The sequence below is a fragment of the Sphingomonas sp. EU05-FHT14C10 genome, from assembly GCF_058790595.1.
The window spans coordinates 215,998-235,260 of sequence record NZ_JBYTEN010000002.1 but is presented as its reverse complement, the minus strand read 5'-3'; the positions used below and the strand labels follow the sequence as shown (position 1 = coordinate 235,260).

The 19,263-nt window shown below is 64.6% G+C and carries 30 protein-coding genes; 29 read left to right on the top strand and 1 reads right to left on the bottom strand.

Translation table 11 applies throughout. The features are described 5' to 3' along the window. Position 1 precedes the first annotated feature (1 nt). Complete coding sequence (locus AC3WT0_RS03865) at positions 2-589, top strand: phosphatase PAP2 family protein (protein WP_492751623.1); 588 nt, start codon at positions 2-4, stop codon at positions 587-589. Here AC3WT0_RS03865 and dctA read toward each other — a convergent pair. After that, positions 561-1,868 carry a C4-dicarboxylate transporter DctA gene (dctA, locus tag AC3WT0_RS03860; RefSeq protein ID WP_492751622.1) on the bottom strand — a complete coding sequence of 436 codons (1,308 nt, stop codon included), beginning with the start codon at positions 1,866-1,868 and terminating at the stop codon, positions 561-563. The two genes, AC3WT0_RS03865 and dctA, sit on opposite strands and share 29 nt — an antisense overlap. A gap of 275 nt (positions 1,869-2,143) precedes the next feature. Between dctA and rpsL the strand changes: the two genes are divergently transcribed. The 28 genes from rpsL (at position 2,144) to AC3WT0_RS03720 (ending at position 19,180) form a co-directional block, all read left to right on the top strand. After that, positions 2,144-2,515, top strand: coding sequence for a 30S ribosomal protein S12 (rpsL, locus tag AC3WT0_RS03855; protein WP_492751620.1), 372 nt, complete (start codon positions 2,144-2,146; stop codon positions 2,513-2,515). A gap of 15 nt (positions 2,516-2,530) precedes the next feature. Further along, positions 2,531-3,001, top strand: coding sequence for a 30S ribosomal protein S7 (gene rpsG, locus AC3WT0_RS03850; RefSeq protein ID WP_492751618.1), 471 nt, complete (start codon positions 2,531-2,533; stop codon positions 2,999-3,001). A gap of 93 nt (positions 3,002-3,094) precedes the next feature. Next, positions 3,095-5,188 carry an elongation factor G gene (fusA, locus tag AC3WT0_RS03845; protein ID WP_492751616.1) on the top strand — a complete coding sequence of 698 codons (2,094 nt, stop codon included), beginning with the start codon at positions 3,095-3,097 and terminating at the stop codon, positions 5,186-5,188. Positions 5,189-5,266: 78 nt separating this feature from the next. Beyond that, on the top strand, positions 5,267-6,457 hold the full coding sequence (gene tuf / locus AC3WT0_RS03840; RefSeq protein WP_492751614.1) for an elongation factor Tu: 1,191 nt from the start codon (positions 5,267-5,269) through the stop codon (positions 6,455-6,457). 99 nt (positions 6,458-6,556) lie between these two features. Beyond that, positions 6,557-6,868 carry a 30S ribosomal protein S10 gene (gene rpsJ, locus AC3WT0_RS03835; RefSeq protein WP_332706586.1) on the top strand — a complete coding sequence of 104 codons (312 nt, stop codon included), beginning with the start codon at positions 6,557-6,559 and terminating at the stop codon, positions 6,866-6,868. 252 nt (positions 6,869-7,120) lie between these two features. After that, on the top strand, positions 7,121-7,876 hold the full coding sequence (rplC, locus tag AC3WT0_RS03830) for a 50S ribosomal protein L3 (protein WP_492751610.1): 756 nt from the start codon (positions 7,121-7,123) through the stop codon (positions 7,874-7,876). Between the two features lie 2 nt (positions 7,877-7,878). After that, positions 7,879-8,505, top strand: coding sequence for a 50S ribosomal protein L4 (rplD, locus tag AC3WT0_RS03825; RefSeq protein ID WP_492751608.1), 627 nt, complete (start codon positions 7,879-7,881; stop codon positions 8,503-8,505). After that, on the top strand, positions 8,498-8,815 hold the full coding sequence (locus AC3WT0_RS03820) for a 50S ribosomal protein L23 (RefSeq protein ID WP_492751606.1): 318 nt from the start codon (positions 8,498-8,500) through the stop codon (positions 8,813-8,815). The genes rplD and AC3WT0_RS03820 overlap by 8 nt, the downstream gene beginning before the upstream one ends. A gap of 4 nt (positions 8,816-8,819) precedes the next feature. Beyond that, positions 8,820-9,656, top strand: a complete 837-nt coding sequence (rplB, locus tag AC3WT0_RS03815) for a 50S ribosomal protein L2 (RefSeq protein ID WP_492751604.1) — start codon at positions 8,820-8,822, stop codon at positions 9,654-9,656. A 3-nt stretch (positions 9,657-9,659) separates the two neighbouring features. After that, complete coding sequence (rpsS, locus tag AC3WT0_RS03810; RefSeq protein ID WP_492751602.1) at positions 9,660-9,938, top strand: 30S ribosomal protein S19; 279 nt, start codon at positions 9,660-9,662, stop codon at positions 9,936-9,938. A gap of 1 nt (position 9,939) precedes the next feature. Then, positions 9,940-10,317 carry a 50S ribosomal protein L22 gene (gene rplV, locus AC3WT0_RS03805; RefSeq protein ID WP_492751601.1) on the top strand — a complete coding sequence of 126 codons (378 nt, stop codon included), beginning with the start codon at positions 9,940-9,942 and terminating at the stop codon, positions 10,315-10,317. Positions 10,318-10,320: 3 nt separating this feature from the next. Then, positions 10,321-11,016: a 30S ribosomal protein S3 gene (gene rpsC / locus AC3WT0_RS03800; RefSeq protein ID WP_492751599.1), complete on the top strand. Its 696-nt coding sequence runs from the start codon at positions 10,321-10,323 to the stop codon at positions 11,014-11,016. 12 nt (positions 11,017-11,028) lie between these two features. Beyond that, the gene (gene rplP, locus AC3WT0_RS03795; RefSeq protein WP_492751597.1) at positions 11,029-11,463 is read left to right on the top strand and encodes a 50S ribosomal protein L16; all 435 of its coding nucleotides are present in this window, start codon (positions 11,029-11,031) and stop codon (positions 11,461-11,463) included. Continuing rightward, positions 11,463-11,663 (top strand): 50S ribosomal protein L29, encoded by a 201-nt coding sequence (gene rpmC / locus AC3WT0_RS03790; protein ID WP_492751595.1) that lies wholly within the window; start codon positions 11,463-11,465, stop codon positions 11,661-11,663. Before rplP ends, rpmC begins: the two co-directional genes overlap by 1 nt. 12 nt (positions 11,664-11,675) lie before the next feature. Beyond that, positions 11,676-11,942 (top strand): 30S ribosomal protein S17, encoded by a 267-nt coding sequence (gene rpsQ, locus AC3WT0_RS03785; RefSeq protein ID WP_492751593.1) that lies wholly within the window; start codon positions 11,676-11,678, stop codon positions 11,940-11,942. Between the two features lie 51 nt (positions 11,943-11,993). Continuing rightward, entirely contained in the window at positions 11,994-12,362 is a 369-nt protein-coding gene (gene rplN, locus AC3WT0_RS03780; protein ID WP_492751592.1) for a 50S ribosomal protein L14, read from the top strand. Then, a complete protein-coding gene (gene rplX, locus AC3WT0_RS03775; protein WP_492751590.1) occupies positions 12,362-12,682 on the top strand; it encodes a 50S ribosomal protein L24 in 321 nt (106 codons plus the stop codon). Before rplN ends, rplX begins: the two co-directional genes overlap by 1 nt. Beyond that, entirely contained in the window at positions 12,675-13,256 is a 582-nt protein-coding gene (gene rplE / locus AC3WT0_RS03770) for a 50S ribosomal protein L5 (RefSeq protein ID WP_492751589.1), read from the top strand. Before rplX ends, rplE begins: the two co-directional genes overlap by 8 nt. Positions 13,257-13,298: 42 nt before the next feature. Beyond that, on the top strand, positions 13,299-13,604 hold the full coding sequence (gene rpsN / locus AC3WT0_RS03765) for a 30S ribosomal protein S14 (RefSeq protein ID WP_492751587.1): 306 nt from the start codon (positions 13,299-13,301) through the stop codon (positions 13,602-13,604). 12 nt (positions 13,605-13,616) lie between these two features. Then, positions 13,617-14,012 carry a 30S ribosomal protein S8 gene (rpsH, locus tag AC3WT0_RS03760; protein WP_492751585.1) on the top strand — a complete coding sequence of 132 codons (396 nt, stop codon included), beginning with the start codon at positions 13,617-13,619 and terminating at the stop codon, positions 14,010-14,012. Continuing rightward, positions 14,012-14,545 carry a 50S ribosomal protein L6 gene (gene rplF, locus AC3WT0_RS03755; protein ID WP_492751583.1) on the top strand — a complete coding sequence of 178 codons (534 nt, stop codon included), beginning with the start codon at positions 14,012-14,014 and terminating at the stop codon, positions 14,543-14,545. Before rpsH ends, rplF begins: the two co-directional genes overlap by 1 nt. Position 14,546: 1 nt before the next feature. Further along, the gene (gene rplR / locus AC3WT0_RS03750; protein WP_492751581.1) at positions 14,547-14,900 is read left to right on the top strand and encodes a 50S ribosomal protein L18; all 354 of its coding nucleotides are present in this window, start codon (positions 14,547-14,549) and stop codon (positions 14,898-14,900) included. 2 nt (positions 14,901-14,902) lie between these two features. Next, the gene (gene rpsE / locus AC3WT0_RS03745) at positions 14,903-15,604 is read left to right on the top strand and encodes a 30S ribosomal protein S5 (protein WP_492751580.1); all 702 of its coding nucleotides are present in this window, start codon (positions 14,903-14,905) and stop codon (positions 15,602-15,604) included. Positions 15,605-15,610: 6 nt separating this feature from the next. Next, on the top strand, positions 15,611-15,787 hold the full coding sequence (rpmD, locus tag AC3WT0_RS03740; protein WP_492751579.1) for a 50S ribosomal protein L30: 177 nt from the start codon (positions 15,611-15,613) through the stop codon (positions 15,785-15,787). A gap of 45 nt (positions 15,788-15,832) precedes the next feature. Then, positions 15,833-16,360, top strand: coding sequence for a 50S ribosomal protein L15 (gene rplO, locus AC3WT0_RS03735; protein ID WP_492751576.1), 528 nt, complete (start codon positions 15,833-15,835; stop codon positions 16,358-16,360). 148 nt (positions 16,361-16,508) lie between these two features. Then, positions 16,509-17,876, top strand: coding sequence for a preprotein translocase subunit SecY (gene secY, locus AC3WT0_RS03730; RefSeq protein WP_492751574.1), 1,368 nt, complete (start codon positions 16,509-16,511; stop codon positions 17,874-17,876). A gap of 31 nt (positions 17,877-17,907) precedes the next feature. Then, positions 17,908-18,570, top strand: a complete 663-nt coding sequence (locus AC3WT0_RS03725) for an adenylate kinase (RefSeq protein WP_492751573.1) — start codon at positions 17,908-17,910, stop codon at positions 18,568-18,570. 91 nt (positions 18,571-18,661) lie between these two features. After that, a complete protein-coding gene (locus tag AC3WT0_RS03720) occupies positions 18,662-19,180 on the top strand; it encodes an SRPBCC family protein (RefSeq protein ID WP_492751571.1) in 519 nt (172 codons plus the stop codon). The last annotated feature ends 83 nt before the right edge of the window (positions 19,181-19,263 follow it).

Sequence of the window (19,263 nt, the reverse complement as noted above, 5' to 3'; positions counted from 1 at the left end):
GGTGGATCGTCGCATTGTCACAGGGCTGGCACTGATCGCAGCGACGCTGGCGATCGGGCTTTGGGTGACGCTGGCGGGGACGCCGGGTTTCGACCCGGCGATCATCCGTGCGCTTGCCGGGCAGCGCGAATGGAGCGGCTTCTGGCTGGGCGTGACCACCGTCGGCGACGGCGACGTACGCTTCCCGGTGGCGCTTGCCGTCGTCGCCTATCTCGTCTGGCGGCAGCGCAAGGGCGATGCGGCGATATTGTTCGCGACGGTGCTGGCGCTGGTCGGCGCGAACAGTGCCCTGAAGGCGCTGTTCGCCCGCGCGCGGCCCGACATATTGCCCTGGCTCGACAGCGTCAGCGACCTGAGCTTCCCGAGCGGCCACGCCTCGCAGACCGCGGTCGTCTATCTGACGATCGCGCTGCTGCTCGATCGCCGGCTGCTGATCTTCGCCGTGCCCTTCACGCTGATGGTCGGCGTGTCGCGCATCATCCTGGGCGTCCACTGGCCAAGCGACGTGCTGGCCGGGTGGATGGAAGGGACGGGCTTCGCGCTGATCGGCTGGGCGATCGCTAGCCGGAGGGCGCCTGCTTCGGCCTGAGCGCGGCGTTCAGCTTCTCGCGGTCCAGCCCGCCTTCCCAGCGCGCGACGACGACGGTCGCCACCGCATTGCCGACGAAATTGGTGAGGCTGCGGCATTCGCTCATGAAGCGATCGACGCCGAGCAGCAGCGCCATGCCGGCGACGGGCACGTCGGGGACGATCGAAAGCGTGGCGGCCAGCGTGATGAAGCCCGCGCCGGTCACGCCCGCCGCGCCCTTCGAGCTCAGCATCGCGACGCCGAGCAGCAGCAGTTCCTGCTCGAGCGTGAGGGGCACGTTCAGCGCCTGCGCGATGAACAAGGCGGCGAGCGTCATGTAGATATTGGTGCCGTCTAGGTTGAAGCTGTAGCCGGTGGGCACGACGACGCCGACGATCGACCGATCGCAGCCGGCCTTCTCCATCTTCTCGATCAGGCGGGGGAGGGCGGCTTCCGAGGAGGATGTGCCGAGGACGAGGAGGAGTTCGTCCTTCAGGTAGATGATCAGGCGGACGACCGAAAATCCGGTCAGCCAGCCGACGATGCCGAGAACGCCGAGCACGAAGAGCAGCGAGGTGCCGTAGAAGGTTGCGACCAGCCCGGCGAGGTTGGCGAGCGCGTGGATGCCATATTTGCCGATCGTGAAGGCCATGCCGCCGAACGCGCCGATCGGGGCCGCGCGCATCAGCAGGTCGACGAGGATGAACACGACCTTCGACACCGCCTCCAGCCCCGCGCGGACGGGGGCGGCGCGTTCGCCTGCGAGGATCATCGCGATGCCCGACAGCACCGAGACGAGCAGCACCTGCAATATCTCACCGCTGGTGAAGGCGCCGACGAGCGTGTCGGGAATGACGTTGAGGACGAACGGGACCACGCCGCCGTCGTGGCTCTTGGCGGCGTAGGTCGCGACCGAGCCCGAATCGAGCGTCGCCGGATCGATGTTGAGGCCGTGGCCGGGGCGCACGACGTTGGCCACGACGAGGCCGACGACGAGCGCGAAGGTCGACATGACGAGGAAATAGCCGAAGGCCTTGGCGGTCAGCCGTCCGAGCCCGCCCAGATCGCGCATCTCGGCAAGGCCGGTGACGATGGTGAGGAAGATGACCGGCGCGATGATCATCTTCACCAGCTTGATGAACCCGTCGCCCAGCGGCTTCATCGCCGCCGCCGTATCGGGGGCGACCACCCCGAGCAGCACGCCGAGCGCGATCGCGATCAGCACCTGCGCGTAGAGATGGCGATACCAGGGGAGGCGGGGGGCAGGCGTGGACGGAGTGATTGCGGCGGCTTGCGACATGTCCTGTCTTGGAGCAGAGCAGAGCGCGGATGGGAAGCCCCGGTGCGATCGACGCGCCACTCCTTCGCCTGCCCGTTGACCCCGCGCGACTCCAAAGCTATAGGCCGCCATCGCTCGCGGACCCCCTCGGGAGTCGGCGGGTGAGCTTGAACATTGCTGGAAGCATGTCAGGGCCAAGGGGGCCGAGCGCCGCCGTGGCTCTTTTGTGTTGGTTCGATTCGGGCTCCAGCAAAGTAACCGCCAGATCATCTGGTAACGAAAAAGGTGAAGGCTTCATGCCGACGATCAATCAGTTGGTCCGCAAGGGCCGCGAAGCGCAGAAGACCAAATCCAAGGTCCCTGCGATGGAGGCGAACCCGCAGAAGCGCGGCGTTTGCACTCGCGTCTACACGACGACTCCGAAGAAGCCGAACTCGGCTCTCCGCAAGGTTGCGAAGGTCCGCCTGACCAACCAGCGCGAAGTCATCAGCTACATCCCCGGCGAGGGGCACAACCTGCAGGAGCACTCGGTGGTGCTGATCCGTGGCGGCCGCGTTCGCGACCTTCCCGGTGTCCGTTACCATGTTCTCCGCGGCGTGCTCGACACGCAGGGCGTCAAGGATCGCAAGCAGAGCCGTTCGAAGTACGGCGCGAAGCGTCCGAAGTAAGAAGGATAAGCTGAAATGGCTCGTCGTCGTCGTCCCGAAAAGCGGGAAATCCTCCCTGATCCCAAGTTCGGGGATATCGTCCTTTCCAAGTTCATGAACAGCGTGATGCTGGACGGCAAGAAGGCCGTCGCCGAAGGCATCGTCTATGGCGCTCTCGAGACCGTCGAGACCCGCGCCAAGAAGGATCCCCTTCAGGTGTTCCATGACGCGCTGAACAATGTGAAGCCGGGCATCGAGGTCCGCAGCCGCCGCGTCGGCGGTGCGACCTACCAGGTCCCCGTCGAAGTCCGTCCGGAGCGTTCGCAGGCTCTCGCGATCCGCTGGCTGATCAATGCGGCCCGTGCGCGCAGCGAGCACACCATGGCGGCGCGTCTGTCGGGCGAGCTGCTCGATGCCTCGGCCAACCGCGGCAATGCGGTGAAGAAGCGCGAGGACACGCACCGCATGGCGGAAGCGAACCGCGCGTTCAGCCACTACCGTTGGTAATATCGGCGCTGGCAATGCTGGCGCTGGTAATTTTCTTACCTACATAATGGGGAGCCGGATCGTCCGGCTCCCCACATCGCTAAGGAACCCGAAATGGCCCGCAGCCATCCGCTCGAGCGCTATCGCAACATCGGCATTATGGCGCACATCGACGCCGGCAAGACGACGACGACCGAGCGCATCCTCTATTACACCGGCAAGTCCTACAAGATCGGCGAAGTGCACGAGGGCACGGCGACGATGGACTGGATGGAGCAGGAGCAGGAGCGCGGCATCACCATCACCTCGGCGGCGACCACCTGCAAGTGGCGCGCGGAAGAGGGCAAGGGTGAAGAGCATCTGATCAATATCATCGACACCCCCGGCCACGTCGACTTCACCATCGAAGTCGAGCGTTCGCTGCGCGTGCTCGACGGTGCGGTTGCTTGCTTCGATGGCGTTGCCGGCGTGGAGCCGCAGTCGGAGACGGTTTGGCGCCAGGCCGACAAGTATGGCGTGCCGCGCATGTGCTTTATCAACAAGCTCGACCGCACCGGCGCCGACTTCTTCTACTGCGTCGATACCATCGTCGAGCGCTTGGGTGCGAAGCCGGCGGTGCTGTATCTTCCGATCGGTATTGAGGGCGGGTTCAAGGGGCTGGTCGATCTGGTCGAGAACCGCGCGATCATCTGGCTGGAAGAAAGCCTCGGCGCGAAGTTCGAATATCAGGACATCCCCGATGACCTGAAGGAAAAGGCCGCCAAGTATCGCAACGAGCTGATCGAGCTTGTCGTCGAGCAGGACGACGAGGCGATGGAAGCGTATCTTGAGGGCAACGAGCCCGACACGGCGACGCTGAAGAAGCTGATCCGCAAGGGCACGCTGGCGATGGACTTCGTTCCGATCGTCTGCGGTTCGGCGTTCAAGAACAAGGGCGTGCAGCCGCTGCTGGACGCCGTCGTCGACTATCTGCCGAGCCCGCTCGACATTCCCGACGTGCAGGGCGTGAAGCTCGACGGCGAGACCCCGGATTCGCGTCCGGCCACGGACTCGGCGCCGCTTTCGCTGCTCGCGTTCAAGATCATGAACGATCCGTTCGTCGGTTCGCTCACCTTCGCCCGCATCTATTCGGGCACCCTCACCAAGGGCCAGTATCTGAACTCGGTGAAGGACAAGAAGGAGAAGATCGGCCGTATGCTCCTGATGCACGCGAACTCGCGTGAGGACATCGAGGAAGCGCGCGCCGGCGACATCGTCGCCATCGCGGGCCTCAAGGAGACGACGACGGGCGACACGCTGTGCGACCCGGCGAACCCGATCATCCTCGAGCGCATGGAATTCCCCGAGCCCGTCATCGAGCTGTCGGTGGAACCGAAGACCAAGGCCGACCAGGAAAAGATGGGCATTGCGCTCAACCGCCTGGCCGCCGAGGATCCCTCGTTCCGCGTTTCGACCGATCACGAATCGGGCCAGACGATCATCAAGGGGATGGGCGAACTCCACCTCGAGATCCTCGTCGACCGCATGCGTCGCGAGTTCAAGGTCGAGGCCAATGTCGGTGCTCCGCAGGTCGCCTATCGCGAATATCTCGCGAAGAAGGTGGACGTGGACTACACCCACAAGAAGCAGTCGGGCGGCTCGGGCCAGTTCGGCCGCGTGAAGGTGACCGTGGTCCCCGGCGAGCGTGGTTCGGGCTTCCAGTTCTTCGACGAGGTGAAGGGCGGCAACATCCCGCGCGAATATATCCCCTCGGTCGAGAAGGGCTTCCGCGAGACCGCCGAGACCGGTTCGCTGATCGGCTTCCCGATCATCGACTTCGAGGTTCACCTGACGGACGGCGCCTATCACGACGTCGACTCGTCGGCGCTGGCCTTCGAAATCTGCGCCCGCGGCGCGATGCGTGAAGTGGCCCAGAAGGCCGGCATCAAGCTGCTCGAGCCGATCATGAAGGTCGAGGTCGTCACCCCGGAAGATTATCTGGGCGACGTCATCGGCGACATGAACAGCCGTCGTGGCCAGATCCAGGGCACCGACACGCGCGGCAATGCGCAGTCCGTCGAGGCCATGGTCCCGCTGGCGAACATGTTCGGCTATGTTAACCAGCTCCGTTCGTTCACGCAGGGCCGCGCCCAATACTCGATGCAGTTCTCGCACTATGACGAAGTGCCGCAGAACGTTGCTGACGAAGTGAAGGCGAAGCTGGCGTAACGCGAAAATTGTGGTTATGGGCGCGTCCGCATCGGGCGGCGCGCTCGAAGAAAATGATCTGAAAGAAGGTAAGGAAAAATGGCGAAAGCGAAGTTCGAGCGGAACAAGCCGCACTGCAACATCGGCACCATCGGCCACGTCGACCACGGCAAGACGTCGCTGACGGCCGCGATCACCAAGGTTCTGGCCGAGACCGGCGGCGCGACGTTCGTCGACTACGCCAACATCGACAAGGCGCCGGAAGAGCGCGAGCGCGGCATCACCATCTCGACCGCGCACGTCGAGTATGAGACCGCCGACCGCCACTATGCGCACGTCGATTGCCCGGGCCACGCCGACTATGTGAAGAACATGATCACCGGCGCCGCGCAGATGGACGGTGCGATCCTCGTCGTGTCGGCCACCGACGGCCCGATGCCGCAGACCAAGGAGCACATCCTGCTCGCGAAGCAGGTCGGCGTGCCGCAGATGGTCGTGTTCATGAACAAGGTCGACCAGGTCGACGATCCCGAGATCCTGGAGCTCGTCGAGCTCGAGATCCGCGAACTGCTCTCGAAGTATGACTTCGACGGCGACAATATTCCGATCGTCAAGGGTTCGGCCCTCTGCGCGCTCGAAGGCAAGGATCCGCCGATCGGTCATGACGCCGTTCTCGAGCTGATGCGCGCCGTCGACACCTGGATCCCGCAGCCGGAGCGTCCGCTGGACCGTCCGTTCCTGATGCCGATCGAAGACGTGTTCTCGATCTCGGGCCGCGGCACCGTCGTGACCGGCCGTGTCGAGACCGGCATCGTCAAGGTTGGCGAGGAAGTCGAGATCGTCGGCATCAAGGACACCAAGAAGACGACCGTCACCGGCGTTGAAATGTTCCGCAAGCTGCTCGATCAGGGCCAGGCCGGCGACAACATCGGTGCGCTGATCCGCGGCGTCGGCCGTGAAGAGGTCGAGCGTGGCCAGGTGCTCTGCAAGCCGGGTTCGATCACCCCGCACACCGAGTTCACCTCGGAAGTCTACGTGCTGTCGAAGGACGAAGGTGGCCGTCACACGCCGTTCTTCGCCAACTACCGCCCGCAGTTCTACTTCCGCACCACCGACGTCACCGGTGAGGTCGTCCTCCCCGAGGGCACCGAGATGGTGATGCCGGGCGACAACGTTCAGCTCGGCGTGAAGCTGATCGCCCCGATCGCGATGGATCAGGGCCTGCGCTTCGCGATCCGCGAAGGCGGCCGCACCGTCGGCGCCGGGGTTGTCGCGAGCATCCAGAAGTAATATAGCGTTTGGGCCGCCCGATTCCCGGAAGGGAGTCGGGCGGCCTTAATTTGTGAAGCCCGACCATACGGGCATGGCTCTTTCGCATCGGTAGTGGACATGGAAACGCAGAATATCCGGATTCGCCTCAAGGCGTTCGATCATCGTGTGCTGGATCAGGCCACCGGCGACATCGCCGACACGGCCCGTCGTACCGGCGCCCTCATTCGCGGCCCCATTCCGCTGCCGACGCGCATCGAGAAGTTCACGGTCAACCGTGGCCCCCACGTCGACAAGAAGTCGCGCGAGCAGTTCGAGGTGCGTACCTACAAGCGCATGCTCGACATCGTTCAGCCGACTCCGCAGACGGTCGATGCTCTGATGAAGCTCGATCTCGCAGCGGGTGTTGATGTTGAGATCAAACTGGCCTAAGAGGCCGCCTTCCCCGCGCGGTTGATTCGGCTGCGCGGCTCTCATTCCGGCTTCGGCCGGGGTGGAAAGAGTAGGGATACCGGCCAGCATGCTGGCGACCGAGTCCCCGTCTTTCGCTTTATGACGAAGCGGAAAAACTGGCCCTGACGGGGGCTTTGGACATTGGGCTGGCTCTGGTCTTTCGACCGGGGCCTTTTTCGTTGGCACGCTCGCGGATTGGTTCGTGAGCCTCTGTTTGGAAGGAATTTGATCATGCGCACAGGCGTGATCGCGAAGAAGATGGGCATGACCCGCCTGTTCCAGGAAGATGGCCGCCATGTGCCGGTCACCGTCCTGCAGCTTGACGGTCTCCAGGTTGTCGCGCGCAAGGAAGTCGATCGTGACGGTTATGTCGCGGTCCAGCTCGGCGCCGGCGTCGCGAAGGTTAAGAATGTCGCCAAGCCGCAGCGCGGCCACTTCGGCAAGGCCGAAGTGGAGCCGAAGGCGCGTCTCGTCGAATTCCGTGTCGCCGAGGATGCGCTCCTCGACGTCGGTGCGGAAATCGCCGCTGACCACTTCGTCGCCGGCCAGCTGGTCGACATTTCGGGCCAGACGCAGGGCAAGGGCTTTGCCGGCGCGATGAAGCGCTGGAACTTCGGCGGTCTGCGTGCCACCCACGGCGTCTCGGTCTCGCACCGTTCGCACGGTTCGACGGGTAACCGCCAGGATCCGGGTCGCGTTTTCAAGAACAAGAAGATGGCCGGCCACATGGGCGACCGTCAGCGCACCCAGCAGAATCTGGAAGTCGTCCGCACCGACGTCGAGCGCGGGCTGATCTTCGTCAAGGGTTCGGTGCCCGGTCACAAGGGTGCCTGGCTGATCGTCAAGGATGCGGTGAAGGTGCCGCGCCATGCCGACGCGCCGTACCCGGCCAGCATCAAGCAGGCTGCCAACAGCAATGACGCCGCCAACACTCCGGCTCCGGCCGAGGTGCAGGCTGACGCCACCACCGAGACCCAGGAAGGCTGATCATGAAGGTCAAGGTTCAGACCCTCGACGCCAAGGGCAGCGGCGACATTGAGCTCAAGGACGAGATTTTCGGCCTCGAGCCCCGCGCCGACATCCTTCACCGCGTCGTCACCTGGCAGCTCGAGAAGCGTCGCGGCACCGCTCGCGGCACTCGTGAGCGCGCCGATGTCGCTCGCTCCGGCAAGAAGTTCGGTCGCCAGAAGGGCGGCGGCACCGCTCGTCACGGCGATCGCCGCGCTCCCGTCTTCATTGGCGGTGGTAAGGCTCACGGCGCCCGCGTTCGCGACTTCAACCCGTCGCTGAACAAGAAGGTTCGTGCGCTCGGCCTGAAGATGGCGCTCTCGACCCACGCCAAGGCCGGTTCGCTGATCGTCATGGACACGCTGACCGTGAAGGACGGCAAGACCAAGGTGCTCGCGGCCGATCTCGCCAAGCTGGGCTTCGGCAAGACCGCGCTGGTCATCGACGGCGACGTCGTGGAGACCAGCTTCGCGCTGGCCTCGGGCAACCTGATCGGCATCAACGTGCTGCCGACCGTCGGTGCCAACGTCTATGACATCCTGAAGCATGACACGCTGGTGCTCACCCGCGCCGCTGTCGAAAAGCTGGAGGCGCGCCTCAATGGCTAAGAAGAAGGACGCGGCCGCGATCGACAACCGTCATTATGACGTGGTCGTGGCGCCGCACATCACCGAGAAGTCGACCCTTCTCTCCGAGCATAATGCGGTGGTCTTCAAGGTCGCCGGCGGTGCTTCGAAGCCGCAGATCAAGGCTGCGATCGAAGCGCTGTTCGGCGTGACTGTCACCGGCGTGAACACGCTGGTGCAGAAGGGCAAGACCAAGCGCTGGAAGGGCAAGCCCTACACGCGTTCGGACGTGAAGAAGGCGATCGTGACGCTGGCCGAAGGCCAGTCCATCGACGTGACGACGGGAATCTGATCCGATGGCGCTCAAGCATTACAACCCGACGAGCCCGGCCCGCCGCGGCCTGATCCTCGTCGACAAGTCTGCGCTCCACAAGGGCAAGCCCGTCAAGGCTCTGACCGAAGGCAAGCGCAAGACCGGTGGCCGCAACAACAAGGGTCACGTCACGTCGCGCGGCATCGCCGGTGGCCACAAGCAGCGCTATCGCATCATCGATTTCAAGCGCCGCAAGTGGGACGCCCCGGCCGTGGTCGAGCGGATCGAATATGATCCCAACCGCACTGCGTTCATCGCCCTCGTCAAGTATGAGGACGGCGAGTTGGCCTACATCCTGGCGCCGCAGCGTCTGGGCGTCGGCGACAGCGTCGTCGCGGGCAAGAAGACCGACGTGAAGCCGGGCAACGCCATGGAGCTGGGCCAGATGCCGGTCGGCACCATCGTCCACAACGTGGAGATGAAGCCGGGCAAGGGCGGCCAGATCGCGCGTTCGGCGGGCACTTATGTGCAGGTCGTCGGCCGTGACCGCGGCATGGTGATCGTTCGCCTGAACTCGGGCGAGCAGCGCTACATCCGCTCGGATTGCATGGCGACGGTGGGCGCGGTGTCGAACCCCGACAACGCGAACCAGAACTTCGCCAAGGCGGGCCGCAGCCGTTGGATGGGCAAGCGCCCGCTGACCCGCGGTGTCGCGAAGAACCCGGTCGACCACCCGCACGGCGGTGGTGAAGGCCGGACCTCGGGCGGCCGTCATCCGGTCACCCCGTGGGGCAAGCCGACCAAGGGTGCGCGCACCCGTCACAACAAGTCGACCGACAAGTTCATCATCCGGTCGCGTCACGCGAAGAAGAAGGGCTAAACGATGGCTCGCTCCGTCTGGAAGGGTCCGTTCGTGGACCTCCACCTGCTCAAGAAGGCCGAATCCGCACAGGATGGCGGTGCTCGCACCGCGCCGATCAAGACCTGGTCGCGCCGTTCGACGATCCTGCCGCAGTTCGTGGGTCTCACCTTCAACGTCTATAACGGCCGCAAGTTCGTTCCCGTCTCGGTGAACGAGGACATGGTCGGCATGAAGCTCGGCGAGTTCGCGCCGACCCGCTATTTCCCGGGTCACGCCGCCGACAAGAAGGGCAAGCGCTAAAATGGGCAAGCCAGCAGCACCCCGTCGCGTCGGCGACAAGGAAGCACTCGCGGTCAACACTTCGGTGCGCGGCAGCGCGCAGAAGCTGAACCTCGTCGCGGGCCTGATCCGCGGCAAGAAGGCCGGTGACGCGCTCAACATCCTCACCTTCTCCACGAAGGCGATGGCGGTCGACGTCCGCAAGGTTCTGGCCTCGGCCATCGCCAACGCGGAAAACAACCACAATCTCGACGTCGACGCGCTCGTCGTCGCCGAGGCTTCGGTCGGCAAGTCGATCACGATGAAGCGCTTCGCGACCCGCGGCCGCGGCAAGTCGACGCGCATCCTGAAGCCGTTCAGCCGGGTTCGGATCGTCGTCCGCGAGCAGGAAGAGGCATAAGTCATGGGTCAGAAGTCCAATCCGATCGGCCTGCGCCTGCAGATCAACCGCACCTGGGACAGCCGCTGGTTCGCCGAAGGCCATGACTATGGCCGGCTGCTGCTCGAGGATCTGAAGATCCGCAAGTACATCATGAAGAACCTGCCGCAGGCCGCGATCTCGAAGGTCGTGATCGAGCGTCCGGCAAAGCTGTGCCGCATCTCCATCTATGCCGCGCGCCCCGGCGTGATCATCGGCAAGAAGGGCGCGGACATCGAGAAGCTCCGCAAGACGCTGGGCGCGATGACCTCTTCGGACGTCTCGCTGAACATCGTCGAGATCCGCAAGCCCGAGATCGACGCCAAGCTCGTCGCGCAGGGTGTTGCCGATCAGCTTGAGCGTCGCGTCGCTTTCCGTCGCGCGATGAAGCGTGCGGTTCAGTCGGCTCTGCGTCTTGGCGCCGAGGGCATCCGCATCACCTGCGGTGGTCGTCTCGGCGGTGCCGAGATCGCGCGCACCGAATGGTATCGCGAAGGCCGCGTTCCGCTGCACACGCTGCGCGCGAACGTCGACTATGCCGAGGCCGAAGCCCACACCGCCTATGGCGTGTGCGGCGTGAAGGTCTGGATCTTCAAGGGCGAGATTCTGGGTCATGACCCGCTCGCGCAGGACCGGCTGATGATGGAGGCTCAGACCTCCGGCGTCCGTCCGGCGCGTTAAGGAACCAAAGAGATGCTGCAACCGAAGCGCACCAAATTCCGCAAGGCCTTCAAGGGCCGCATCCATGGCGATGCGAAGGGCGGCACGTCGCTCAACTTCGGCTCCTACGGGCTGAAGGCGATGGAACCGGAGCGGATCACCGCTCGCCAGATCGAGGCCGCGCGCCGCGCGATCACGCGTCACATCAAGCGCCAGGGGCGTTTGTGGATCCGCGTGTTCCCGGACGTGCCGGTTTCGTCGAAGCCTGCCGAAGTTCGCATGGGTTCGGGCAAGGGCGCGCCCGAATATTGGGCCGCCCGCGTGAAGCCTGGCCGTATCCTGTTCGAGCTGGACGGGGTTCCCGGTCCGATCGCCGCCGTGGCTTTCGCCCGCGCCGCGATGAAGCTGCCGATCAAGACCAAGGTCGTCGCCCGTCTTGGCGACACCTCGCACCTGGGAGCCGAGTGATGGCCAAGGACGATCTGAAGGTGAAGACCGACGATCAGCTGAACGAGCAGCTGGGCGAGCTGAAGCGCGAGGCGTTCAACCTGCGCTTCCAGGCCGCGACCAACCAGCTCGAGAAGCCGTCGCGGGTCCGTGAGGTGCGTCGCACCATCGCCCGCATCAAGACGCTGCAGAACGAGCGCACGCGCTCGGCCGCGAAGTAAGGAAGACGAGACATGCCGAAGCGCGTGCTGACCGGACAGGTGGTGTCCGACAAGACCGACAAGACGGTGGTCGTCCGTGTGGAGCGCAAGGTCAAGCACCCGCTCTACGGCAAGATCATCCGCCGCTCGAAGAAGTATCACGCCCATGACGAGGCCAATGCCTATCACACGGGCGATACGGTGCGGATCGAAGAGACCGCCCCGATTTCGAAGCTGAAGACCTGGAAGGTCATCGAGCGCGTCGATACCCACAAGACCCCGGAAGCGGTCGAGGTTTAACCCGTCTTCCCCGGAGACGGGGCTGATGTTTGAGAAGAAGGAATTGGATCGATGATCCAGATGCAATCCAATCTCGACGTCGCCGACAACAGCGGCGCGAAGCGAGTGCAGTGCATCAAGGTGCTGGGCGGTTCGAAGCGCCGTTTCGCTGGCGTGGGCGACATCATCGTCGTCTCCGTCAAGGAAGCGGCCCCGCGCGGCAAGGTGAAGAAGGGTGACGTTCACCGTGCGGTGATCGTGCGCACCGCGAAGGACATTCATCGTCCCGACGGTTCGACCATCCGTTTCGACACCAATGCGGCTGTGCTGGTGAACAAGAACGAGGAGCCGATCGGCACCCGTATCTTTGGGCCGGTCGTGCGCGAACTGCGCGGCAAGAAGCACATGAAGATCGTTTCGCTCGCGCCGGAGGTGCTGTGATGGCTGCCGCGAAGATCAAGAAGGGTGACAAGGTCGTCGTCCTGTCCGGCAAGGACAAGGGCCGCACCGGCGAAGTCACCAAGTCGCTGCCGAAGGAAGGCAAGGTGATCGTCTCGGGCATCAACGTGGCCGTGCGTCATCGCAAGCCCGACCAGGCGAATCCGCAGGGCGGGCTCGAGCGTCGCGAAGCGCCGCTGCACGTGTCGAAGGTGGCTGTTGCCGACCCGAAGACCGGCAAGCCGACCCGCGTCCGCTTCGAGATCAAGGACGGAAAGAAGGTCCGCGTGGCCGTCAAGTCCGGGGAGACCATCAATGGCTGACACTTATGTGCCCCGCCTGAAGAAGATGTATGACGAGCGCATCGCCAAGGCGATGACCGAGAAGTTCGGTTATGCGAACGTCATGCAGATCCCGCGCATCGAGAAGATCGTGCTCAACATGGGTGTCGGCGACGCCACCCAGGACCGCAAGAAGGTCGAGAGCGCGGCTTCGGAGATGGAGCGCATCGCCGGCCAGAAGCCCGTTGTGACCCGCGCCAAGAAGTCGATCGCGCAGTTCAAGCTGCGTGAAGGCATGGCGATCGGCGCCAAGGTGACTCTGCGTCGCGAGCGTATGTACGAGTTTCTGGACCGCTTCATCACGATCGCGCTTCCGCGCGTTCGCGACTTCCGCGGCCTGAACCCGAAGTCCTTCGACGGCCGTGGCAACTATGCTTGCGGTCTGAAGGAGCAGCTCGTGTTCCCCGAGATCAACTATGACCAGGTCGACCAGATCCGCGGCATGGACGTGATCGTCACCACGACTGCGAAGACCGACGACGAGGCGCGCGAACTGCTCCGCCTCTTCGGTTTCCCCTTCCCCAAGGAAGGTGAAGCCGAGAAGCAGGCGGCCTGATTGGCCGCGCCCGTAGAGATTGAAGGAAAGAGAACTTAAGTCATGGCGAAACTGAGTTCGATCAACAAGAACGAGCGTCGCAAGAAGCTCGTTAAGCAGTATGCCGGCAAGTATGCCAAGCTGAAGGCGGTCGCGGCGGACAAGTCGCTCGACGAGACCGAGCGCCTGATCGCGCGCCTGAAGATGGCCGAGCTGCCGCGCAACGCGAACCCGACCCGTATCCGCAATCGTTGCGAGATCACCGGCCGTCCGCGTGCTTACTACCGCAAGTTCCGTCTCTGCCGCGTGCAGCTGCGTGATCTGGCCAACAAGGGCCTGATCCCCGGCGTCACGAAGTCGAGCTGGTAAGGGTCAGAAGATATGGCATTGACCGATCCCCTGGGTGATCTGCTCACCCGCATCCGCAACGGCCAGCGCGCGCGCAAGGACAGCGTCCTTTCGCCGGGCTCGAAGCTGCGCGTCCGCGTGCTCGACGTGCTCCAGCGCGAAGGCTACATCCGTGGCTACAGCGAGGAAGAAGTGGCCGGCCACGCCGGGCTTCGCATCGAGCTGAAATATTTCGAGGGCCAGCCCGCGATCCAGCATGTCGCGCGCATCTCGAAGCCGGGCCGCCGCGTCTATTCGGGTTCCAAAGAACTGCCGCGCGTTCGCAACGGCCTTGGCATCACCATCGTCTCCACGCCCAAGGGCGTTCTCTCCGACGCGGAAGCGCGCGAGCAGAATGTCGGCGGCGAGGTTCTCGCGGAGGTCTTCTGATGAGCCGCATCGGTAAGAAGCCGGTCGTCGTGCCGGCGGGCGTCACCGCCACCATCGAGTCGGGTACGCTGTCGGTCAAGGGCCCCAAGGGCACGCTGACCATGACGCTCGCCGACGACGTGAGCTATGCGATCGAGGATGGCAGCATCTCGGTGCAGCCGTCGAACGCCACCAAGCGTGCGCGCTCCTTCTGGGGCATGCAGCGCACGATGGTGCAGAACCTGGTCACCGGTGTGACCGAGGGCTTCTCGAAGACCCTCGAGATCACCGGCGTCGGCTACCGCGCCAATCTTCAGGGCAAGAACCTGAAGCTGCAGCTCGGCTACAGCCACGATGTCGATTTCGCGGTGCCGGAAGGCATCACGATCGTGACCCCTGATCAGACCACGGTCCAGATCAGCGGCATCGACAAGCAGCAGGTCGGCCAGGTCGCCGCGGAGATCCGTCGCTGGCGCAAGCCCGAGCCGTACAAGGGCAAGGGCATCAAGTATCGCGGCGAGTTCATCTTCCGCAAGGAAGGGAAGAAGAAGTAACATGGCAAAGCTGTCTCTCTTCGAAAAGCGTCGCCAGCGGGTCCGCACCGCGCTCCGTGCGCGTTCGGGCGGTCGCCCCCGGCTTTCGATCCATCGTTCGGGTCGTCACATCTATGCTCAGGTGATCGACGATGCGGCGGGCAAGACCGTCGCTTCGGCTTCGACCCTCGAGAAGGATGTGCGCGGCCAGAGCGGCGCGACCTCCGCCGCGGCTGCCGAAGTCGGCAAGCGCGTTGCTGAGGCCGCGAAGAAGGCGGGCGTCACCCAGGTGGTGTTCGATCGCGGCGGTTTCCTGTTTCACGGACGCGTCAAGGCGCTGGCGGATGCCGCGCGTGAAGGCGGATTGGAGTTCTGATTATGGCTGACGGGATCGAAATCCAGCCGGAAGTCGCCGCCGAGGGTGGTGAAGCCCAGGGCCGTGGCCCGCGCGGCGGCCGTGGTGGTCGCGGTGGCCGTGGCGGTCGCGAAGGCGGCGGCCGTGGTCGTCGTGACGATCGTCGCGGCGCCAACCAGGAGGAAGGCGGCGAAGAGCTGATCGAGAAGCTGGTTCACATCAACCGCGTCTCGAAGACCGTGAAGGGCGGTAAGCGCTTCGGTTTCGCCGCGCTCGTCGTGGTCGGCGATGGCAAAGGCCGTGTCGGCTTCGGCCATGGCAAGGCGCGCGAGGTGCCTGAGGCGATCTCGAAGGCGACTGCCTCGGCCAAGAAGAAGATGGTCCGCGTGCCGCTGCGCGAGGGCCGGACGCTGCACCATGACGGTGCGGGCCACTTCGGCGCCGGCAAGGTCTATGTCCGTTCGGCCCCGCAGGGCACCGGCATCATCGCCGGCGGTCCGATGCGCGCGGTGTTCGAGAGCCTGGGCGTGGCCGACGTCGTCACCAAGTCGACCGGTACGTCGAACCCCTACAACATGATCCGCGCGACCTTCGAGGCGCTCACGGATCAGTCGAGCCCCAAGACGGTGGCGCAGCGTCGCGGCAAGAAGATCGCCGACCTGCTCGGCCGTGGCGGTGCCGACAAGGCGGCGGCGCAGGCCGAAGCCGAAGCGATCGCGGAGTAATCGATCATGGCGAAGATCAAGGTCAAGCAGACGGGTTCGCCCATCCGCCGCACCAAGGACCAGCGCGCGACGCTCGTCGGCCTGGGCCTCAACAAGATGCACAAGGTCTCGGAGCTGGAAGACAGCCCCGAGGTCCGTGGCATGATCAAGAAAGTTCAGCACATGGTCGAGGTGGTCGGCTAAGCCGACCCCTCCCTGCGCGACAAAAGCGAAAGCGAGTGCACTGACATGAAACTCAACGACATCCGCGACAATGACGGCGCCCGTAAGGGCCGCATGCGCGTCGGCCGGGGCATCGGCTCGGGCAAGGGCAAGACTTCGGGCCGCGGCCAGAAGGGCCAGAAGAGCCGCGAAGGCGTTTCGATCAACGGCTTCGAGGGCGGTCAGATGCCGCTCCACATGCGTCTGCCGAAGCGCGGCTTCAACAACATCTTCGCCAAGGACTATGCGCAGGTGAACCTGGGCGTGATCCAGAAGCTGGTCGACGCCGGCAAGCTGGATGCCAAGGGCACGATCGACCATGCCGCGCTGAAGGCGGCGGGTGTCGCGCGTGGCGGCAAGGACGGCGTCCGCATCCTCGCCAAGGGCGACTATTCGGCCAAGCTCTCGTTCAATGTCGCCGGCGTTTCGAAGTCGGCGCGCGAAGCGATCGAGAAGGCCGGCGGTTCGGTCGACGTGATCGTCGTCGTGCCGGCTGCCGAGAAGGCCGCTGCAAAGAAGAACAGCGTTCGCGACGCGAAGAAGGCCAAGGGCTAAGCCCCGCCGCTCGCGTCAGCGCGATCGGGCTTAGACAAGCGCGACGCGGACACTATATGAGGCGGCGGGGAGCGGTAACGCTTCCCGCCGTCTTTTCGTTTCAAGCGTCCGGCGACAGCATTGCCGGGCCGATTTCGGGGTATCGCACGTGGCATCCAGGGCCGACCAGTTGGCGACCAGCATCAACCTGTCCAAGTTCGGACAGGCGACCGAACTCAAGAAGCGCCTGTGGTTCACTTTCTGGGCGCTGGTCGTTTTCCGCCTGCTCAGCTTCGTGCCGCTGCCGGGCGTCGATCCGACCGCGCTTTCGGCGCTCGCGCGCCAGACGCAGGGCGGCGTTCTCGACTTCTTCAACACCTTCTCGGGCGGCTCGCTGGCGCGCATGTCGCTCATCGCGCTGGGCGTGATGCCTTACATCACCGCGTCGATCGTGGTGCAGCTCTCGACCTCGCTGTCGCCGGCGCTCGCCGCGATCAAGAAGGAAGGCGAGAGCGGCCGCAAGCGGCTGAACCAGTATACGCGCTACGGCACTGTCGGCCTAGCGGCGATTCAGGGCTATTTCATCGCGGTCGGCCTCGAGAGCTTCGGCGCCTCGCAGGGCGTGGCCGCGGTCGTCGATCCAGGCATCCTGTTTCGCGTGACCGCCGTCGTCTCGCTGGTCGGCGGCACGATGTTCCTGATGTGGTTGGGTGAGCAGATCACCAGCCGCGGCGTCGGCAACGGCATCTCGCTGATCATCATGGCGGGCATCGTCGCCCAGCTTCCGGTGACGCTCGGCAATCTGTTCGAGGGTGGCCGCACAGGCAACATCTCGCCGCTGCTGATCGGCGGCATCGTCGTCGTCGCGCTCGGCCTCGTCGCGTTCATCTGCTTCATGGAGCGTGCGCAGCGCCGCGTGCTGATCCAGTATCCCAAGCGCCAGACCCAGCAGGGGTTGATGCAGGCGGATCGCAGCCACCTGCCGCTGAAGATCAACACCTCGGGCGTGATCCCGCCGATCTTCGCCTCGTCGCTGCTGCTGATGCCGCTGACGATCACGCAGTTCGCCGGCCAGCGCGTGCAGGGCGAGAGCAAGTGGGGTGACTTCATCATCACCCTCAACCAGTATCTGCAGCACGGATCGCCCATCTACATGGCGCTCTATGCGGCGGGCATCATCTTCTTCTGCTTCTTCTACACCGCGGTCGTCTTCAATCCCGAAGAGACGGCGGACAATCTGAAGCGTTATGGCGGCTTCATCCCCGGCATCCGTCCGGGCAAGAACACCGCCGACTATCTGGATTATGTGCTCACCCGCATCACGGTGATCGGCGCGGCCTATCTCACGCTGATCTGCCTGCTGCCCGAATATCTGGTTTCGGCCGCCGGCATTCCCTTCTACCTGGGGGGCACCAGCCTGCTCATCGTCGTCAACGTGACGATGGATACGGTGACGCAGATCCAGAGCCACCTGCTCGCGCACCAATATGGCGACCTCATCAAGAAGGCGAAGCTGAAGGGCGGGAGGCTGCGTTGAGTCTCATAAAGAGGTTGCGGGAGGGGTGTTGGTGAACATCATTTTGCTTGGACCGCCGGGGGCGGGGAAGGGGACCCAGGCGGGCCGGCTCGTCGACGAGCGCGGCATGGTGCAGCTTTCGACCGGCGACATGCTGCGTGCTGCGGTGAAGGCGGGCACGCCCGTCGGCCTTAAGGCCAAGGCGGTGATGGACGCGGGCGAGCTCGTTTCGGACGCGATCGTCTCTGACCTGATCGGCGACAAGCTCGACACGATGTCGCCGGGGCAGGGCGCGATCTTCGACGGCTATCCGCGTACCGCCGCACAGGCTGAATCGCTCGACCAGATCCTCGACGCGCATGGCCGCAAGCTCGATCATGTGATCGAGCTGGTCGTGGACGAGGCGGCGCTGATCGACCGGGTCGAGGGCCGCTACACCTGTGCCAGGTGCGGCGAAGGCTATCACGACAAGTATAAGCAGCTGAAGGTCGCCGGCGTCTGCGACGTGTGCGGATCGACCGAGTTCAAGCGCCGCCCCGACGACAATGCCGAGACGGTGCGGACGCGCCTGGCCGAATATCGCGCCAAGACCGCGCCGATCCTGCCGATCTACGAGGCGCGCGGACTCGTCAGCCATGTCGACGGCATGGCCGACATCGAGCATGTCGCGACGGCGATTGCGGGCATCCTCGACGGACCCAAGATCGGCGGCTGATTTCCACCTGCGGGCGGACACATGCTTCCGGATGCTTTTCTTTGTCGCTCCGCCGTCGGATAGTCGGCGCGAGCGACAAAGGAAGCAGCCGATGCGGACGATCCTCCTCACAACGTTGATCATGGCTGGCGCCCCCGCGCTCGCCGAAGTGAAATCGGCGAGCGACGGCGGGTTCGAGATTTCGCGCACGGTCACCATCGCGGCGCCCGCCGATCGGGTCTACGGCCTGCTCGCGCGGCCGGCCGAATGGTGGAGCGGCGCGCATAGCTATTCGGGCAAGGCCGCCAATCTCAGCTTCGAGGCGATCGCGGGCGGCTGCTTCTGCGAAGCGCTGCCGGGCGGCGGGAGTGTGCAGCACGCGCGCGTCATCTTCGCTGCGCCGGGCAAGCTGTTGCGTCTCAGCGGCGCATTCGGGCCACTGCAGGCGGAAGCGGTCGCGGGGACGCTGACCTTCAAGCTCGACGCGCAGACCAGCGGGACGGTCGTCACGATGAGCTATGTCGTCGGCGGCTATGTGCGCGGCGGGGCGGCCAAGCTCGCCGCGCCGGTCGACGCCGTGATGGGCGAACAGATAGAGGGGCTGAAGAAGGCCGCCGAGACCGCGCGCTGAAGGGCTTCATGAACGCGAGTTCACGCGCCGCCCACGCGCTCGGCGGTCTGGCCACGCTATCCGGAACTCACGGCTGGCAACCC

Excerpts from the sequence above, each read along its gene's own strand:
- dctA (WP_492751622.1), bottom strand. The coding sequence starts at position 1,868 with ATGTCGCAAGCCGCCGCAATCACTCCGTCCACGCCTGCCCCCCGCCTC.
- rpsL (WP_492751620.1), top strand. The coding sequence starts at position 2,144 with ATGCCGACGATCAATCAGTTGGTCCGCAAGGGCCGCGAAGCGCAGAAG.
- rpsG (WP_492751618.1), top strand. The coding sequence starts at position 2,531 with ATGGCTCGTCGTCGTCGTCCCGAAAAGCGGGAAATCCTCCCTGATCCC.
- fusA (WP_492751616.1), top strand. The coding sequence starts at position 3,095 with ATGGCCCGCAGCCATCCGCTCGAGCGCTATCGCAACATCGGCATTATG.
- tuf (WP_492751614.1), top strand. The coding sequence starts at position 5,267 with ATGGCGAAAGCGAAGTTCGAGCGGAACAAGCCGCACTGCAACATCGGC.
- rpsJ (WP_332706586.1), top strand. The coding sequence starts at position 6,557 with ATGGAAACGCAGAATATCCGGATTCGCCTCAAGGCGTTCGATCATCGT.
- rplC (WP_492751610.1), top strand. The coding sequence starts at position 7,121 with ATGCGCACAGGCGTGATCGCGAAGAAGATGGGCATGACCCGCCTGTTC.
- rplD (WP_492751608.1), top strand. The coding sequence starts at position 7,879 with ATGAAGGTCAAGGTTCAGACCCTCGACGCCAAGGGCAGCGGCGACATT.
- AC3WT0_RS03820 (WP_492751606.1), top strand. The coding sequence starts at position 8,498 with ATGGCTAAGAAGAAGGACGCGGCCGCGATCGACAACCGTCATTATGAC.
- rplB (WP_492751604.1), top strand. The coding sequence starts at position 8,820 with ATGGCGCTCAAGCATTACAACCCGACGAGCCCGGCCCGCCGCGGCCTG.
- rpsS (WP_492751602.1), top strand. The coding sequence starts at position 9,660 with ATGGCTCGCTCCGTCTGGAAGGGTCCGTTCGTGGACCTCCACCTGCTC.
- rplV (WP_492751601.1), top strand. The coding sequence starts at position 9,940 with ATGGGCAAGCCAGCAGCACCCCGTCGCGTCGGCGACAAGGAAGCACTC.
- rpsC (WP_492751599.1), top strand. The coding sequence starts at position 10,321 with ATGGGTCAGAAGTCCAATCCGATCGGCCTGCGCCTGCAGATCAACCGC.
- rplP (WP_492751597.1), top strand. The coding sequence starts at position 11,029 with ATGCTGCAACCGAAGCGCACCAAATTCCGCAAGGCCTTCAAGGGCCGC.
- rpmC (WP_492751595.1), top strand. The coding sequence starts at position 11,463 with ATGGCCAAGGACGATCTGAAGGTGAAGACCGACGATCAGCTGAACGAG.
- rpsQ (WP_492751593.1), top strand. The coding sequence starts at position 11,676 with ATGCCGAAGCGCGTGCTGACCGGACAGGTGGTGTCCGACAAGACCGAC.
- rplN (WP_492751592.1), top strand. The coding sequence starts at position 11,994 with ATGATCCAGATGCAATCCAATCTCGACGTCGCCGACAACAGCGGCGCG.
- rplX (WP_492751590.1), top strand. The coding sequence starts at position 12,362 with ATGGCTGCCGCGAAGATCAAGAAGGGTGACAAGGTCGTCGTCCTGTCC.
- rplE (WP_492751589.1), top strand. The coding sequence starts at position 12,675 with ATGGCTGACACTTATGTGCCCCGCCTGAAGAAGATGTATGACGAGCGC.
- rpsN (WP_492751587.1), top strand. The coding sequence starts at position 13,299 with ATGGCGAAACTGAGTTCGATCAACAAGAACGAGCGTCGCAAGAAGCTC.
- rpsH (WP_492751585.1), top strand. The coding sequence starts at position 13,617 with ATGGCATTGACCGATCCCCTGGGTGATCTGCTCACCCGCATCCGCAAC.
- rplF (WP_492751583.1), top strand. The coding sequence starts at position 14,012 with ATGAGCCGCATCGGTAAGAAGCCGGTCGTCGTGCCGGCGGGCGTCACC.
- rplR (WP_492751581.1), top strand. The coding sequence starts at position 14,547 with ATGGCAAAGCTGTCTCTCTTCGAAAAGCGTCGCCAGCGGGTCCGCACC.
- rpsE (WP_492751580.1), top strand. The coding sequence starts at position 14,903 with ATGGCTGACGGGATCGAAATCCAGCCGGAAGTCGCCGCCGAGGGTGGT.
- rpmD (WP_492751579.1), top strand. The coding sequence starts at position 15,611 with ATGGCGAAGATCAAGGTCAAGCAGACGGGTTCGCCCATCCGCCGCACC.
- rplO (WP_492751576.1), top strand. The coding sequence starts at position 15,833 with ATGAAACTCAACGACATCCGCGACAATGACGGCGCCCGTAAGGGCCGC.
- AC3WT0_RS03720 (WP_492751571.1), top strand. The coding sequence starts at position 18,662 with ATGCGGACGATCCTCCTCACAACGTTGATCATGGCTGGCGCCCCCGCG.